General features: G+C 62.4%; 12 protein-coding genes. 3 read left to right on the top strand and 9 right to left on the bottom strand.

Annotation, left to right across the window (positions count from 1 at the left end; translation table 11 throughout):
• Nucleotides 1-80: 80 nt before the first annotated feature.
• Nucleotides 81-1,388, top strand: coding sequence for an acetamidase/formamidase family protein (locus HX801_RS00060; protein ID WP_087695181.1), 1,308 nt, complete (start codon nucleotides 81-83; stop codon nucleotides 1,386-1,388).
• 6 nt (nucleotides 1,389-1,394) lie between these two features.
• On the opposite strand, the gene HX801_RS00055 is transcribed toward HX801_RS00060, so the two are convergent.
• Nucleotides 1,395-2,414, bottom strand: a complete 1,020-nt coding sequence (locus HX801_RS00055; protein WP_177021368.1) for a Glu/Leu/Phe/Val dehydrogenase — start codon at nucleotides 2,412-2,414, stop codon at nucleotides 1,395-1,397.
• Nucleotides 2,415-2,600: 186 nt separating this feature from the next.
• Between HX801_RS00055 and HX801_RS00050 the strand changes: the two genes are divergently transcribed.
• A complete protein-coding gene (locus HX801_RS00050) occupies nucleotides 2,601-3,404 on the top strand; it encodes a SirB1 family protein (protein WP_003212796.1) in 804 nt (267 codons plus the stop codon).
• Here the strand turns inward: HX801_RS00050 and HX801_RS00045 are convergent.
• The 4 genes from HX801_RS00045 to hmgA form a co-directional block, all read right to left on the bottom strand.
• Nucleotides 3,328-4,713, bottom strand: coding sequence for an aromatic acid/H+ symport family MFS transporter (locus HX801_RS00045; RefSeq protein ID WP_177008194.1), 1,386 nt, complete (start codon nucleotides 4,711-4,713; stop codon nucleotides 3,328-3,330). The genes HX801_RS00050 and HX801_RS00045 overlap by 77 nt on opposite strands.
• Nucleotides 4,714-4,878: 165 nt before the next feature.
• Nucleotides 4,879-5,514, bottom strand: coding sequence for a maleylacetoacetate isomerase (maiA, locus tag HX801_RS00040; protein WP_008438576.1), 636 nt, complete (start codon nucleotides 5,512-5,514; stop codon nucleotides 4,879-4,881).
• Between the two features lie 12 nt (nucleotides 5,515-5,526).
• Nucleotides 5,527-6,813 (bottom strand): fumarylacetoacetase, encoded by a 1,287-nt coding sequence (fahA, locus tag HX801_RS00035; protein ID WP_177021367.1) that lies wholly within the window; start codon nucleotides 6,811-6,813, stop codon nucleotides 5,527-5,529.
• A 3-nt stretch (nucleotides 6,814-6,816) separates the two neighbouring features.
• Nucleotides 6,817-8,100, bottom strand: coding sequence for a homogentisate 1,2-dioxygenase (gene hmgA, locus HX801_RS00030; RefSeq protein WP_177021366.1), 1,284 nt, complete (start codon nucleotides 8,098-8,100; stop codon nucleotides 6,817-6,819).
• Nucleotides 8,101-8,219: 119 nt separating this feature from the next.
• Between hmgA and HX801_RS00025 the strand changes: the two genes are divergently transcribed.
• Complete coding sequence (locus tag HX801_RS00025; protein ID WP_008438587.1) at nucleotides 8,220-9,008, top strand: IclR family transcriptional regulator; 789 nt, start codon at nucleotides 8,220-8,222, stop codon at nucleotides 9,006-9,008.
• A 155-nt stretch (nucleotides 9,009-9,163) separates the two neighbouring features.
• On the opposite strand, the gene HX801_RS00020 is transcribed toward HX801_RS00025, so the two are convergent.
• The 4 genes from HX801_RS00020 to HX801_RS00005 form a co-directional block, all read right to left on the bottom strand.
• A complete protein-coding gene (locus HX801_RS00020) occupies nucleotides 9,164-11,653 on the bottom strand; it encodes a LuxR C-terminal-related transcriptional regulator (protein ID WP_087695185.1) in 2,490 nt (829 codons plus the stop codon).
• Nucleotides 11,654-11,925: 272 nt separating this feature from the next.
• Entirely contained in the window at nucleotides 11,926-13,293 is a 1,368-nt protein-coding gene (locus HX801_RS00015; protein WP_177021365.1) for a DUF1329 domain-containing protein, read from the bottom strand.
• A 26-nt stretch (nucleotides 13,294-13,319) separates the two neighbouring features.
• The gene (locus HX801_RS00010; RefSeq protein WP_023659149.1) at nucleotides 13,320-15,110 is read right to left on the bottom strand and encodes a DUF1302 domain-containing protein; all 1,791 of its coding nucleotides are present in this window, start codon (nucleotides 15,108-15,110) and stop codon (nucleotides 13,320-13,322) included.
• A 485-nt stretch (nucleotides 15,111-15,595) separates the two neighbouring features.
• Entirely contained in the window at nucleotides 15,596-16,507 is a 912-nt protein-coding gene (locus HX801_RS00005; RefSeq protein WP_008438591.1) for an SDR family oxidoreductase, read from the bottom strand.
• Between the last annotated feature and the right edge of the window lie 309 nt (nucleotides 16,508-16,816).

Here is a 16,816-nt window from a genome sequence, read left to right as displayed (position 1 = left end):
GCGACACACGACAGATACACATCGGCGCTTAAGTGATGAAGCCTGTTCAACATTCAATCACCCAGGGCCCGGAAAATAAAATGAATAACCTCCCTTCTGTCGACCGTCTCACCGTCACCTCCTACACCAATGGGCTGCTCGGCCCCAGTCAGAAAATGCTCGGCCCGCTGGCCGACGGTGGCACCTTGATCACCGGCACCCCGCCCGGTTGCTGGGGCCCGATGATCACGCCGGCCTTTGAGGGTGGCCATGAAGTGACCCAGCCCGTGTTCATCGCCGGCGCCGACATCGGCGACGCGGTGGCGCTGAAGATCAAGCGCATGCGCGTCACCTCCCTGGCCACGTCCTCGGGGGTCATGAGTTTTGTCGAAGGGCGTTACCACGGCGACCCGTTCGTCGCGAAGTTCTGCTCCAACTGCGGGCAAGAGCATCCCGCCAGCCACGTCGAAGGCATTGGCGATGACGCCATTCGTTGCGATGCCTGTGGCGCCGAGGTCAGTGCGTTTCGTTTCAGCAATGGTTACGTGATCGTTCTGGATGCCGAGCATCAGGTGAGCCTGACGGTCAACCAGGCCGTGGCGGATCGCCTGGCCGGCAAGGCATCGGACCTGTCGGCGCTGCCCGAACTGTCTGCCCAGCACTCGATCCTGTCCCTGGCCCGCGCCGATATCCCGGGCCTGGCCGCGCATATGCGCCCATTCCTGGGCAACATCGGCACCACGCCTTCACGGGATCTGCCGGATTCCCACAACTGCGGCGACTTCGGCCAGTACCTGGTGGGCGCGCCCCATCGCTACAGCATGACCCACGATGAACTGCACGCCGCGAAAACCGATGGCCACATGGACACCAATTCCGTGCGCGAAGGCTGCATCCTGATCTGCCCGGTGAAGGTCCCCGGCGCCGGGGTGTACATGGGCGATATGCATGCTCAACAGGGCAATGGCGAAATTGCCGGGCATGCCACCGATGTGTCGGGGGAAACCGAACTGACGGTGCAGGTGATCAAGGGCCTGAGCCTGGACGGGCCGATCCTGCTGCAAAACCTCGATGACCTGCCGCCCATGGCGCGCCCGATGACCGCGGAGCAACGCCTGCGGGTGAAGGCACTGGGGGAGCGCTGGGGCCAGGTGGAGATCGAGGAGAACGCGCCCATCACCTTCATCGGCAGTGGGACCAATCTCAACGTCGCGACAGACAACGGACTGGAACGCGCAGCCGCCGTGACCGGGCTGCCGCTCGACGAAGTGCGCAACCGCGCGACCATCAACGGCTCGATTGAAATCAGCCGCCTGCCGGGAACCGTGCGGGTCACGATTCTGTGCCCGATGCACATCCTTGATCGTATGGGCGTGGGCCAACTGGCCCGGGAGAAATATCAGCTTTGACCCGCCTCAGCGGTACAGCAAGCGCTCCGCCAGCTCATCCGCTACCCGCGCGGGTGAGCGTTTTTCAGCCTGGGCATGGGCGAAGATCTCGGTCAGGCGTGTGCCGATGTTCGACAAGTGCGCGGTGATGGTTTCCAGCTCCGCGCCGCCGTGCTTGAGGGCCACGTAGATCAGCCCACCGGAGTTGATCACGTAGTCCGGCGCGTAAAGAATCCCACGCCCTTCCAACTGATCGGCCACTTGCAGGTTTGTCAGTTGCGCACTGGCGGAGCCGGCCACCGCTGCGCATCGCAACTGCGCGACCGTGTAGCGGTTGAACACCGCGCCCACACCGCAGGGCGCAAGGATATCGCACGGAGTGCTGAGCAAGGCTTCGTTGGCAATCGGGTGCGCACCCAGTTGTTCCATCGCCAGTTGCACCTTGCCGTGGTCGATGTCGCTCACCAGCAATTCAGCCCCGGCGGCGTGCAGTTGCTCGGCCAGGGCATAACCGACGTTGCCCAGGCCCTGGATCGCCACGCGCAGACCTTCCAGATTATCGCTGCCCAGGCGAGCCATCGCGGTGGTGCGGATGCCGGCGAACACGCCCATCGCCGCGTGGGGCGAGGGATCGCCGGCCGCCGTGGTGCTGGTGACATAGCGGGTCTGCTGGGCGATGCAATCCATGTCGGCCACCGAGGTGCCGCTGTCGATGGCGGTGACGTAGCGGCCATCCAACTGCTCGATGCAGCGGCCGAAGGCTTCAAACAATGCCGCGCGGCTTTCCACATGGGCGGGGCGGATGATCACCGCGTTGCCGCCACCCACCGGCAAACCGGCCAGCGCGGCCTTGTAGCTCATGCCCTGGGCCAGGCGCGCGGCATCCGCCACGGCACTTTCATCGTCGGGGTAAGAGAGGTAGCGGCAGCCTCCAAGGGCGGGACCCAGGCGGCTGTTGTGGATGGCAATGACCGCCTTCAACCCGGTGGCCGGGTCAACGCTCAGGTGCAGCGATTCAAGGCGGGTGCTGTGCATGAGCGCAAACATCGTCAAGCTCCCGAATCACTTCTGGTAGGCGCCAAGTATAGGACTGCCAGCGAAACCCTGCTGAAGCGCGCAGGAATAAGACCACCGGTTTTAAAGGGTTTGCGACATAAACAGGCAGGACCTGTCTTAAGGCACTGGACGAAAGTTCACAGCAAGGCTAAAACGAGACATCCGCCGGAGAACCCAATGAAGCCCCGCGACGCCTTTTTTGCCTGCCTGGAACGGTCACCGCCCGCGCTGTTTGAAGCCGCGCTGTGGATGGCGGCCGAGCACGACCCGGCGGTGGACCCCTTGGCCATCCTGCAGGACTTCAAGGTATTGCAGCAATTGGTCAGCCTCAGCATGCCGATGCTGCCGGCGGATGAACTCGGACAACCGTTGCTGCGGCGCATGAACGACCTGGGGTTCGCCCAGGATGACCACACCCCGCTGCGCCCCGCCGCCGCGCTGCTGGACAAGGTGTTGAAGCGTAAACGCGGGCAGCCGCTGGCTCTCGGGCTGATTGCCCTGGAGCTGGCGCGGCGCCTGGACATTCCGCTGGTGGGCGTCAACTTCCCGGGGCACTTCCTGTTGCGGGTGCCGGGCGCCGATCACCTGCTCGACCCCTGCGGCGGCCGACGCCTGTACCCCAACGATTGCCGCGACCTGCTGACCCGCCAGTACGGGCCCAATCTCAAGTTGCAGGCCGACCACCTGCACACCGCCGAGCCGCGATCGATCCTGCAACGGCTGTCGCGTAATCTGCGGCAGTTGCACCTCTCCAACGACGACCACCTGGCCGCTCTGGTGGATGCCGAACGCGTGCTGGAGCTGGGCAATGCCAGCGCCGCCGATTACCTGGCCCGGGCCAGTTTGTATCAGCGCCTGGATTGCCCGAACGCCGAGCGTTTTGACCTGGAACACGCGTTGATGCTCAGCGAAGACCCGATCCAGCGTCTACGCCTGACCGAACGGCTGGGCCATTTGCCGCCGAACTCTGTGGTGCATTGACTGGCGAGCGCACCTGGATAATCAACAACGCCGCTATCACCGCCGGAATCGCGCAGAAGAAGAAAATCTGCTGCACCGGTATGTGCATCGCCAGCAGCAGGCTGCCGAACAGCGGCCCCAGGATCGACCCGAACCGCCCGACACCCAGTGCCCAGCCTGTACCGGTGGCCCGCACGTGAGCCGGGTAGAAGTTACTGGCGAACGCGTTCAGGGTCAGTTGACCGCCGATGATGCAGAAGCCCGCCGCAAACACGCAGGCCACCAGATAGCGCGGATTGTCGTGATTCAGCCCCAGCAGGATGGTGCACACCGCAGCCGCTGCCAGCACGCCGGACAGTAGGCGCACTTTGCTTTTGAGCCGGTCGGCAAACCAGGCCATGCCGATGGCGCCCAAGGTCCCGGCGAACAGGAACATCGAGGTCACCAGGTTGGCCTCATTCAGGCCCAGGCCGCTTTCCAGCAACAGCGAAGGCAGCCAGCTGATCATGAAATACAGCAGGATCAGGCTGACAAAAAACGTCGCCCACAGCAGTAATGTCGGGCGCGCGTAGCCATGGCGGAACAGCTCCACCACCGTCAGTTTGCTGCCTTGCTCCTGGCGGTTTTCAGCCTCGCTCGCTGGCGGCGGTTGCCAGCCTGGCAGCATTCGCGCGGTGACTTTTTGCAGGCGCGCATACGGCGGTGCATCACGCAGCAGGCGTGGCAGGGATTCGGGCAACATCCAGGCAAGAAACGGAAACAACAGCAAGGGCGTCACACCACCGGCGAGGAACACCGCCTGCCAGCCGAAACTGTCGATAAACCCGGCCGCGACAAAACCACCGGCCGCACCGCCGAAAGAAAAGCCACAGGCGGCGAGCGTCACCATCAATGTTCGCAGGCGGGGTGGTGAGTATTCCGACATGAGGGCCATGGCGCTGGGCATTGCACCGCCCATGCCGATGCCGCAGATAAAGCGGGCGGCCATCAAGGTATTGAGAGAGTTGGCGAACACCATCAGCACCGTGAGGCTGGCGTAGATCAACACACAGCACAGCAGGATGCGCCGCACCCCGAAGCGATCCGCCAGCGGCGTGACGGCCAGGGAGCCCAGCGTCAGCCCCAGCAGGTTGGCGCTGAACACCGGGCCGAACGCGGCTTTTTCCAGGCCCCAGTCCTTGGCCAGCGCCGGTACTACGTAGCCCAGGACCTGGGCGTCGTAGCCGTCGGTGACCAGCAACAGTGCCAGCAACAGGAGAATCAACCACTGATAGCGCGACACCGGACGGGCGTCGAGTGCCGCACGAAAGCTGGCAATCTGATTGTGCATCGCAAGGGACCTGTATTGTTTTTATATATTTTGGACACGCTGAAGATCACATGTGGGAGCGGGCTTGCTCGCGAAAGCGGTATGCCAGTCAATACATCTGCTGACTGATACATCGTATTCGCGAGCAAGCCCGCTCCCACATTTGGCCGGTGTGAGCCTGGAGATTTATGGGGTATCCGGTTGGTTGGCGGGATGAGCCGCCATGAACGCCGGATGCTGCGCCGCCAACCCCGCCACCCGCTGAATGCGCGGGTATGCCGCCAGCGACACCTTGAACCGCTCGGCCGCATACAACTGTGGAATCAGGAACGTATCCGCCATCCCCGGCTGCTCGCCAAAGCAATAACCCTGATCACCAATCAACTGCTCAACCGCCGCCAGGCCCTGGCTGATCCAGTGCCCGATCCACTCCAGCACCTGCGCTTCATCGTGCCCCCATTGCTTGAGCAGATTCTGGGTACTGGAGTTGTGCAGCGGATGAATGTCGCAACCGATGATCGACGCCACCGCGCGCTCATGGGCGCGGGTTGCCAGATCCGTGGAGAGCAACGGCACCTGTGGATAACGTTCCTCCAGGTACTCGATGATTGCCGGCGACTGAATCAACACATCACCCTCATCGGTGCGCAAGGCCGGCACGCGACCTTGCGGGTTGATCGCCAGGTACTCCGGCTGATGGTTGGCGCCGCCCTTGGGCACCAGCAGGTTGACCGGCACCGCCGTGAAGTCCAGGCCCTTGAGGGCCAGCGCGATCCGCACCCGGTACGACGAAGTGGAGCGGTAGTAGGTATAGAGTTCCATGGCCCTGCCCTCTCAGCGCGCCGCGACCACGGTACCCCGGCATTCGCCGAAGCCGATGGAGGCAAACCCGTCGCGGGTGCAGCGGGCACGCAGGATGATTTCGTCGCCATCTTCAAGGAATTTCCGCACCTCGCCGGAGGCCAGTTCGATCGGCTTTTTACCGCCCTCGGTGATTTCCAGCAGGCTGCCGAATTGTCCGGCTTCAGGCCCCGACAAGGTGCCCGAACCGAACAGGTCACCCGCCTGCAACTGGCAGCCGTTGACGCTGTGGTGCGCAACCATCTGCGCGACGGTCCAGTACATGTGTTGGGTATTGCTCAGGGTCAAGCGATGGGCCGGCAGGTTCTGCTCACGCATCGAGGCGGTGGTCAGCAGCACTTCCAGTTCGATATCAAAACCACCGGCAGCCTGGTCGCGCTTGTCCAGCAGGTATGGCAGCGGTTGTGGGTCGCCTTCAGGGCGCACCGGTTGTGCCTTGCGGAACGGTTCCAGGGCTTCAGCCGTCACCACCCATGGCGAAATGCTGGTGATGAAACTCTTCGACAGGAACGGGCCCAGCGGCTGGTATTCCCAGGCCTGGATATCCCGCGCCGACCAGTCGTTGAGCAGGCAGAAACCGGCGATGTGATCAGCCGCGTCGCCGATGGCAATCGAGTCGCCCATGGCATTGCCCTTGCCGATCCAGATGCCCAGCTCCAGCTCGTAGTCCAGGCGTGCGCAGGGGCCGAAGGTCGGCTCGGTCTGGCCGGCTGGCAGGGTCTGGCCTTTCGGGCGGCGGACCTCGGTGCCCGACGGGCGAATCGTCGACGCGCGGCCGTGGTAGCCGATCGGCACATACTTGTAGTTGGGCAGCAGCGGGTTGTCCGGGCGGAACAGCTTGCCGACGTTTTGCGCGTGCTCGATGCCCACGTAGAAGTCGGTGTAGTCGTTGATCTTGGCCGGCAGGTGCATCTGGCAATCGGCAGCCGGGCGCAGCGCAGCTTGCAGTTTGCCTTGCTGTTCGCTGCCTTCGGCCAACAGTTCCAGCAGGCGTTCGCGCAGGGCCACGCGCGGGCCACGGCCGAGTTCGAAAAATGCGTTCAGTTGGCCGCCAGCGGTGGCTTCAACGGCCCGGCGGGCTTCGCCTTCAAAGCATTCCAACGCGGCGTGCAGATCAAGAATCTGCTCGCCAATCGCCACGCCACTGCGCGGTGCCGAGCCATTAAGGCTGAACACCCCCAACGGCAGGTTTTGCAGCGGGAAATCCCGGTGACCGTTGGCGGAAACCACCCAACTGCGGGTGAGATTAGGCTGCGTCATGGGTTATCTCCGATTCGGGTTGAAGGTTGCGGGCAGTGAGGCCCAGCAAGCGTCGTAGGAAGGTTGCAGCTGCGAGCATTCAAGGGCGAACTGGGTGGGACGCAGCACCTGGCTGGTCTCGAACATGAACGCCATGGTGTTATCAATCTTGTGGGGCTCAAGCGTCGCGTTGATGGCTTTGGTGCAGGTCTCGCCATCCGGGCCGTGGGCGCTCATGCAGCTGTGCAACGACGCGCCGCCGGGCACGAAGCCTTCGGCCTTGGCGTCGTAGGCACCCTGGATCAGGCCCATGTATTCGTTCATCAGGTTGCGGTGGAACCACGGTGGCCGGAAGGTGTTTTCGGCGACCATCCAGCGGGGCGGGAAGATCACGAAGTCGAGGTTGGCCAGGCCGTGCACGCTGGTGGGCGAGGTCAATACGGTGAAGATCGACGGGTCCGGGTGATCGAAGCTCACGGTACCGATGGTGTTGAAACGACGCAGGTCGTATTTGTACGGCACGTTGTTGCCGTGCCACGCCACCACGTTCAGCGGCGAATGGTCGAGCTGGCAGCCCCACAGTTCACCGAGGAATTTCTGCACCAGCGTGGTCGGTTGCTTGAGGTCTTCGTAATGGGCGACGGGTGTGAGGAAATCCCGTGGGTTGGCCAGGCCGTTGCTGCCGATAGGGCCGAGGTCCGGCAGGCGCAGTGGCGCGCCATGGTTCTCGGCGACGTAACCGCGGGCCTGGGCATCCAGCAGTTCGACGCGGAATTTCAGGCCCCGGGGCAGCACGACGATTTCCAGTGGCTCGACTTCCAGCACACCCAGTTCGGTCGCAATGCGCAGGCGGCCCTGCTCGGGAACGACCAACAGTTCGCCGTCCGCGTTGAAGAACACGCGGTCCATCGAACGGTTGGCGCGGTAGTTGTAGATGCTGATGCCCGAGGGTTTTTCCGATCCGGAATTGGCGACCATGCCTACAAGGCCATCGATGAAATCTGTCGGCTCACCCGGAATATCCAGCGGGTTCCAGCGCAGGCGGTTGGGCGTCACAGCGCCCAGCGGTCCACCGGCCAATTGCCGTTCCAGCTTGACGAACGCCGGGTGATTGGCCGACGGCTGGATGCGGTACAACCAGGTGCGCCGGGCTTCGCTGCGGACCATGGTGAAGGCGGTGCCGGAGAAGAGTTCGGTGTACAGCCCGTAGGGCGCTTTCTGCGGGGCGTTCTGGCCGACGGGCAATGCACCGGGCAAGGCTTCAGTGGCAAATTCATTGCCAAAACCCGATTGGTATTCGAGGGTCATGGATCGTCCTCTGAGCGGAAGTTGTTTTTATCGTAATCCAGTTACGCATAACGTAATTTGATACCTGTTGACCGTCAAGCTATAAAGACGCCCATTCGTCTTTCGGATTCATGCCTTCCATGGAAAAGCCGCCCGCCCCCCGCGACACCGGTAAACAGAAAGTCCGCTCGGCTGAAGTGGGCACCGACATCCTCAAGGCCCTGGCTGAACTGTCGCCGGCCACCTCGTTGTCGCGCCTGGCCGAGCACGTGCAAATGCCGGCGAGCAAGGTCCACCGCTATTTGCAGGCGCTGATTGCCTCGGGTTTTGCCGAACAGAACACCGCCACCAACCATTACGGCCTGGGCCGCGAAGCCTTGCGCGTGGGGCTGGCCGCGCTGGGCAGCATGGACGTGCTGAAAGTCGCCGCCCTGCCCCTGGCGGAACTGCGGGATGAGTTGAATGAAACCTGCTTCCTGGCCGTCTGGGGTAACCAGGGCGCGACGGTGGTGCATATCGAGCCGGCGGTGCGCGCGGTGACGGTGGTCACGCAATTGGGCTCGGTGTTGCCGTTGCTCAGTTCGTCCACCGGGCTGGTGTTCAGTGCGTTCCTGCCGTCGCGGGAAACCGTGGAGTTGCGCGAGCGGGAGATTCAGGCGGGCGTTGCCCATGCGTTGGCGGATGACCAGGAATACGCGACCACCTGTGAGCAGATCCGCCAGCGCGGCTTGCACTTTGTGCATGGTTTGCTGATGCCGGGTGTGGACGCGTTGTCGGCGCCGGTGTTCAACGCGGTCGGGCAAGTGGCGGCGGTGTTGACCGTGGTGGGGCCGACGTCGCTGTTCCATGCCGATGAAGACGGCCCGGCGGCGAAGCGTTTGCTGGCGGCGACCCAGGCGGTGAGTTGGCGCATGGGTTATCAGCCGTAACGCTCAGTATCAGGCACCCAACAGAACAAAATGTGGGAGCGGGCTTGCTCGCGAATGCAGTCTGTCAGTTAAAGCATCAGTGACTGATACACCGCATTCGCGAGCAAGCCCGCTCCCACATTTGATCGTCATTGTTTGACGAATAGTGCATGGCTTCAAGCCATCAAGCCCAGCGTCTTGGCCTTGGCCACTGCCTGGGTACGCCGCTCCACCCCCAACTTGCTGTGAATCCTCCGCGCATGGGTTTTTACCGTGTGCAGCGAGATAAACAATTGGCTGGCAATTTCCAGATTGGAATTGCCCTGGGCAATCAGTTGCAGCACCTCAAGCTCGCGCTGGCTCAGAGGATTCTCCCCCGCCGCCGCCGGGCATTCCTGCGGTTCCAGCCCCAATGCACTCAACAACCCCGGTTGCCTGAGGCGCAGCTCGCGAATCGCCTGCTGTACCTGGCAACGCCCCGCCAGTTCCAATCCGGCTTCCAGCGAGCGCACGGCCAACGGGCGATCGCCGACTTGCCAGGCCACTTCCCCCAGCACCAAGTGCAACTCCGCTTCCAGGCACAGCATGCCCCGCTGACGGGCGGCCTCCAGTAACGCACTCAGGCGGGCGACAGGCTCTTCGGCGCGATGCAATTTCACTTCGGCCAGCACCTGCAAATATTCAAGCCTGGGAATCAACTCCAGGGTGGCCGGCGGTGCTTGTTTCGCCTTGGGGCCACGGTAGTGCCGCAGCACCCGGGTCACCGCCTCCAGGGTCAGTTCGGCGCGACCCTGTTGCAGCCAGAAATGCCCGCTGAGCAACAGCAATACGGCGCGATAGACGGTGTCGGGCACCTGGCGTTGCTGCATCAGGCGTTCAGCGTCGCGCAACTGGATAAACGCCTGGGCGTAATCGCCCTTGTTGGCGGCCAATAGCGCCAGTCCCAGGTAGCCGTAGAGCACGCGTTTGTCCTGGCTGTGCAGGCACATGCCCAGGCCGGATTCGAAGCATTCGGCGGCCACGCCGTCGTGGCCCTGGCGCAGCGCCAGGTGCCCACGTCGCAAGCAAATCCGTCCCATCAACGGCCCGGCTTTAAGCCGCTGTTGCACCAGCATGCGCTGCACATTCTCCAGCAGGCTTTGGGCCCGATACGGCGCGCCGCGCTGCTCCAGCAACTGCGCATGATCGAGCTCCAACAATGCCTCCAACAGCAGTGAGCCGTGGGAGCGCGCCAGGCACAACGCCTCGCGGTTCAGCGCCTGGGCCACGTCCAGCTCGCCACGCAGCAAGGCTTGCTGGGTCAGGCCCGACAGGCACATCAGGCGCGACGTCCAGGCGCTCTCGGGCAAGTCTTGCAGGGCTTCGAGAAAATGCTCCCGGGCCCGTGCGGCTTCGCCGCCCAGATGCAACAGCCAGCCCCATTGCGCCTGCCAGCGGGCCAGCAGATAACGCTGCAGGTGCGCGGTCGGTTGCGGAGTAAAACGCGCCAGTTGGTCAATGCACAACGCCGCCTGGTCGAAACGCCCGGCAAACAGCAACGCCGCCGTGACCAAGCCCACCAGTTGCGCCGAGCCCAGCATCAATTCATCACCATGCTGCTCATGCAGGCGCAACAACAGCACCGCGTTTTGCTGGCGGAACAGGTCTTCAAAACTGAAATGCTGCAACAGGCTTACAGCCACTTCGTACTCTTCGGCCTGCAACGCTTGCTCAAACGCTGCTTGCCAGTCCTCGGCGGCGGTAAACCATTGGCACGCGCGCCGGTGCCAGGAGCGCCTGGCTGGCCAGGGTTCGGCGCGCATCAGTTGGGCCAGTGGCGGGAAGACTTGCAGCCAGTCGGTGGACTCTTCCCAGGGCTCGATAAAGGCGCCCAGCGTCTGCAAGTCTCGCAGGTAGTCGCCACCGTCACCAAAGCCGAACAGGTGGTCACACAAGCTCGGGTTGAAGCGTGGCAGGTGCGCGAGCACGCGCCAGGCCTCGGCCAATTCCGGCGCCAGGCCCGTGAACAACTCGTGTTGCAGGTAGTCGAGCAAGGTTTTGTCCGGGTGCCCGTCGCCTTCAAGCAGTCCGATACGCACTCCGGCGCACCAGCCGGCGCTGAACTGCAACACCTTGTCGGCGCTGGGCCCGGCCAAGTGCTGGATTTCGCTGGGGTCAAACGCCAATTCGGCAGCGCTGCATTCCCACAGTTCATCATCAAGCAACAGCCGGGGCCAGTTGCAGGCCGGCCGCCGCCGCGCGCCGATCCACCAGGTCAAGGCCGGGCTGCTGGCGGCCAGAATGCGGTCAAGCAACCCATCCAGTTCAGGCGCCGGCACGCGGCAGAAGTCATCGAGAAACAACCAGGCCGGCGCTTGCCAGCGGTTCAGGGCCAGCAGCAAGGTGGGCTCATCAACAAAGTCGAGGCCAAGGCTTTGCGCCAGGCGCTGACACAAATCCGAGGCCACGCCATTCAGCGGCAACCAGTACACCTGGCACTGCGAAGGCGCCTGCAACGCGCACTCGGCGAGCAATGCACTCTTGCCACTGCCGGCCGGGGCGCAGAGCAACTTCACCCGCGCAGTGGCGTTGAGCAGCGGCACGGCCAGGCGCGGGCGCAACAGATGATGGGGAGACAAGCGTGGCATGAATCCAGGACGGTCCAGACAACGGGTCATGGCGGTCATTACTGCGTCCCTGTTTTTTATTATTAGGCGGCGTGCGCCCTACCCTAGTCCTGTGGCTGGCGGTTGTTGAGGAGTATTCAGCAGGCTGATTGGCGGGCATAAAAAAGCCGGGAGCCAAAAGGCCACCCGGCACTCGTTCTAAAGGTGGAACACCGTAAATGTGGGAGCGGGCTTGCTCGCGAAGGCGGTGTATCAGTCACTGATGCTTTAACTGACAGACCGCCTTCGCGAGCAAGCCCGCTCCCACAGTTTGATCGCATTTCAATCAGGTTTTAGCGCACGCCTTCCGAGCGCAATGCTGCCGGCGTGTAGTCGGCCGCCTTAGCCGCAAAGCCGAACACAAAGCTGCTCTTCTCTTCGTTCTTCATGCCCAGGGCGATGTAGCGCCCGGCGATGATGTCGTACAGGGTTTCGACGGTGTAGGCCGGCACCTGATGGTCGTAGTAGAACTGCGCGTGACCTTCAGCAACACGCCACAGCTGGCCGCGGCCGTCGTAGTGGTCCACCAGCGCCACCTGCCAGCTGTCTTCGTCGATGTACATGTGGCGCTTGGCGTAGATGTGGCGCTCGCTCGGCTTGACCGTGCCGATCACTTCCCAGACCCGGTGCAGCTCGTAGCGGGTCAGGTCCTGGTTGATGTGGCCGGCCTTGATGATGTCGTCGTACTTGAGGGTCGGCGAATCGAGCTTGTAGCTGTTGTAGGGAATGTACATCTCCTTCTTGCCCACCAGCTTCCAGTCGTAGCGGTCGGGGGCGCCGGAGAACATGTCGAAGTTATCCGAGGTGCGCAGGCCGTCGGCCGCAGTGCCCGGCCCGTCGTAGGCCACTTGCGGCGCACGGCGTACCCGGCGCTGGCCGGCGTTGTAGACCCAGGCCAGGCGCGGTTCCTTCACCTGGTCGAGCGTCTCATGCACCAACAGTACGTTGCCGGCCAGGCGCGCCGGGGCGGTCACCGATTGTTTGAAGAAGGTCAGTACGTTGGCGCCCTTGACCGGGTCCATGTCCGGGATCAGTTGCGGCACGGCCACTTCTTCCTCGAAACGGATCGGCGTGTAGCTGCCGTTGGTCTGCGGCGTGGCCTGGGTGATGATGCGGCGCAGGTTCCCGCCGTGGTAACGGGTGATGTGGTTCCACAGCACTTCCACGCCATTTTTCGGAATCGGGAAAGCGTAGTAGCGGTTGCCAGTGAAGTTTTCCAGGCCGTTGCCGTCGTTGATCGCGTGTACGTTGAGCGCGCTGCGCTTGATCGACTCGTAGATCTCCGGCGGCAGGTTGACCGTGCGGTGGGTCGGGTACACCGGAATCTTGTAGGTTTGCGGGTAGCGCTTGAACATCGCCACCTGGCCTTCGGAGAGTTTGTCCTTGTATTTGTCGACCGTGGCGGCGGTGATCACGAACAGCGGCTTTTCATTGGCGAACGGGTCAGCGAGGAAACCCTTGCTGTCCACCGCCCCGGCGTTTTTCGGGATACCACCGGTCCATGCCGGGATCGAACCATCGGCGTTACCGGCCTTCTCGGCGCCCACCGGGGTCAGGGTAGTGCCGAGCTTGGCCGCTTCTTCCGGCGACACTGCGGCCATCACGTTGACGGCCAACAGGCTCAGGGCCAACACCCCGCATTGCAGAATCATTTTGCGCATAGTCTCTTGTCCTTACTTAAGCCAAATCAGAAGTTCACGCCAAAGCTGAGGGCGATGAAGTCGCGGTCGGTGAGGGTGTTGTAGTCACCGCCAAAAAAGTCGGTGTAGCTCAGGCTCGCGGTGTAGGTGTTGCGGTAGTCCGCATCCACGCCGACGCTGATGGCCTTGGCGCCTTCGTTGAACAGGCCGTTGGGGCCGTAGCCGCTGACGTCCTGGGACCACGACACGTTGGGCTTGAGGTTGACCCCGGCGAATACGTTGTTGTAATCGAGGATGGCCCGGGCGCGATAACCCCAGGAGTTGGCCGTGACAAACCCATCGGTGTCGCCGCCGAACCCGTACTGGCCGTAGACCGAGTCACGGCCATAACGCAGCTTGGATTTCGCCTCCAGCCCGCCGACGTGCACAAAGGCCGCCTCGCCCACCAGGGTCAGGCGTTCGGCGCCCAGTACCTGGTCGAAGAATTGGGTCATGGTGCTCTGGATCTGGGTGATTTCCTTGCGGCGGTAGCCGGCGTTGTCGGCACCGAAGGAACTGCTGATCGGTGAAGCGGCGTTGCCGGCAATCGGGTTGACCAGGGCCAGCGTCAGGTCGGTGGTGTTGAGTTGTACGGGAGCATTCGGGCGGTAGCTGATTTCGCCGGTCCAGGCGGTGCCGGTGGGCAAGGTGGTGGAGAAACTGGCACCGAACAGGCGGATGTTTTCCGGGTAGTCGAGGTAATACTGGCCGCGACCGAGCATCGTGCTTTGCGCCAGGCCGGCCCCGGTACCCGGGGCGATCCCGTTGGCCGCGTTGGCAATAGCGCCAATGGTTGCCAGGTTGGTGTTGGCGGTGATGGTACCGACGGTGGGCGTGCGGCTGTGATAGTTCATGAAGTACAGGCCGTACTCGGTGTCATCTCCCAGCCAGCGCAACGCCATGCCGAACTGGCCGCCATCGCGCGCCTCGCGGTCTTTTGCACGCTGCACCACTACGCCTTCTTTCGTAACCTGGAAGCCCTGGCCAAACGCCGCCGCTACCGGTTGCAATGGTGCAATCGCCGGGCTGCCGACGGTGTAGTTGCCGTTGCAGCCGTGGGCCACCACGTCGTTACCGAAGAAGGTGCCGCAGTTGTCCACCACGGTGTTTTCCCAGTTCAACTGGTAGAAACCTTCCACGCTCAACTGGTTGGTGAGGCTTTGGGAGGCGAACACCATGTTGACCGGAATCAGGCCTTCCTTGATCTCGGCGCCAGGGCGGCGGAACGCGGAAACGTCGATGGGGTTGATGCTGTTGATGGAGTTGCCGATGAACGTACTTTCCCCCCAACTGACCACCTGTTTACCGACGCGCACGTTGCCCGGCAAATCGCCGATGGAATAGTTGTGATAGACAAATGCATCGAGTAATTCGTAGCCGGAAGAGCGCGCGCCTTCGTCGCGGTGGTTATTGCTGATCTGCTTGAATTCGCGGTCTTCGTCCTGCAGTTCGAAGTCGTACCAGTACTTGCCGCGCACGAACACGCCGCTGTCGCCGTACTTGAGTTCCAGGTCGTGGATGCCCTTGAAGATCTTGGAGAAGGTCTCACCCTTCTTGAAGTTCAGGCGACCATCATCGCCGGTGGAAGCCTGGCCCGTTCCTCCGTTGGGAATGCCCACCAGCTTCTTGTCGGCATCGCGCATGCCCCAGCTGGCACCGACCGACAGCGAGGAATCGAATTGCCCTTCGATCTCGCCGATGTTGAACGAAACAGCCTGCGCCTGGGCACAGCAACCCAAAGCAACCGCAGCGGCCAGCGCCTGTGGCCTGAAGATGGCGCGCATTGTTGTTTTTGTCATGCGTCTTCCCCGGTGGTGTGACAGAAGGCCCCACCCTACTGCCCGCGATCAAGAGCGATAAGCGCACCAAGGAGGTATTCGTGTTGTCGCTCGAAAGGATGAGAGGGCGCTCTGGCTGGGGTCTTGGAGAGGCCATGGACGAGATGGATGAAGGATTATCAGGAGGATGGATGAGGTGTTATTGCCACTGTTGCGGGTTTGGTAACAGTCCTTGTCTCGAATCGCTATTTTTCATTTTGTAACAAAAGCCTATTCTTGCCTGGCTTTCAGGGCAAACCGCCCGCTTCCAGAACCTGGAAGAACAGCCAGTTTTTTATGGATTGATCAATATTTTCAATCTGTTACCGGTGTTCACTGACGTTGATTTATTGCTCCTTGATCAAACGTCTTACTTCAGCCGCTGCCTTTGCAGCGGCTTTTTTTATGCCTGAAATAAAGCGGGGCGCCATGGCGCCCCGCTTGATTAAAACTTTTTCACGTAATGATCACAGGCTGTACTTCTGCAGGTTGGCCATCATCTCCTTCAAGGCCTCGATGTTGTCCTTGGGGTGAGCGGCCCCGTCGAAGTCACAGATTTGCTGCCAGTGGGCGGCGACATCATCCGGGGAGAACCCGGCTTCAGGATCAAACCCAACCCCCAGGCTGCGCTCCCAGCGGGTCTTGCCGATCCAGCCGCCGCCCACCTCAAACAGCCCGGAGGTTTCCTGACACGCCTCGCTGCCCAGGTACACCACCAGCGGGCTGATCAATTCCGGCTTGAGGCGTTCGAAGACTTGCGGCGGGATCAGGCCTTCGGTCATGCGTGTACCGCCGGTGGGGGCGATGGCGTTGACCAGGATGTTGTTCTTGCGGCCTTCCAGCGCCAGGGTGCGGGTCAGGCCGTACAGGCCGAGCTTGGCCATGCCGTAGTTGGACTGGCCGAAGTTGCCGTAAATGCCTGAGGTCGAGGCGGTGAAGATCACGCGGCCGTAGGCTTGTTCACGCAGGTGGGGCCAGGCGGCGCGGGTGACTTTGTAGGCGCCTTCGACGTGTACGCGGTAGACCAGGTCCCAGTCGCTGTCTTCCATTTTGTGGAAGGTTTTGTCCCGCAGGATCCCGGCGTTGTTGACCACGACGTCGATGCGGCCGAAGGCGTCGAGGGCGTTCTGGACGATCTTGTCACCGTCGGTGACGGAGTCGTGGTTGGCCTCGGCGATGCCGCCGGCTTCGCGGATTTCGGCTACGACGCGGTCGGCCGCCGAGGCGTTGGCGCCTTCGCCCTGGGTTGAGCCGCCAAGATCGTTGACCAGCACTTTGGCGCCGTGTCTGGCGAACAGGAGTGCGTGGGCGCGGCCTAGTCCGCCGCCGGCACCGGTGACGATCACGACCTTGTCTTGGAACTGCACAGGCTCACTCATTGGGGACTCCAGGGGTGGTTAGGGGTGGATGGGTTGAGTGTCAGGCACGGGGCTTGTGGTCACAATAAATACGGTTGGGGGTGAATGGTGCGCGATAAGGCTGGGGGATGATTGGTGTGGGTTAGATGGGGGACATATCCGTTATTTAGGTAACGGCGGCTTATGGTTCCGCTCTTACAGCGGCTCACTTTTGAACAGCGCAAAAGTAAGCAAAACGCTCTTGCCCCACCACTCGGCTCCTCGCCTAGGCTCGGAGTGCCCTCACTCCGGCTTTGGACCGTGGGCCGCCGTCATGGGCCATCCCTGGCC

This window comes from Pseudomonas sp. G1002 (assembly GCF_013385455.1).
GTDB lineage: Bacteria > Pseudomonadota > Gammaproteobacteria > Pseudomonadales > Pseudomonadaceae > Aquipseudomonas.
Note: the sequence above shows the minus strand (reverse complement) of the source record. Positions and strands in the feature narration are given on the sequence as shown.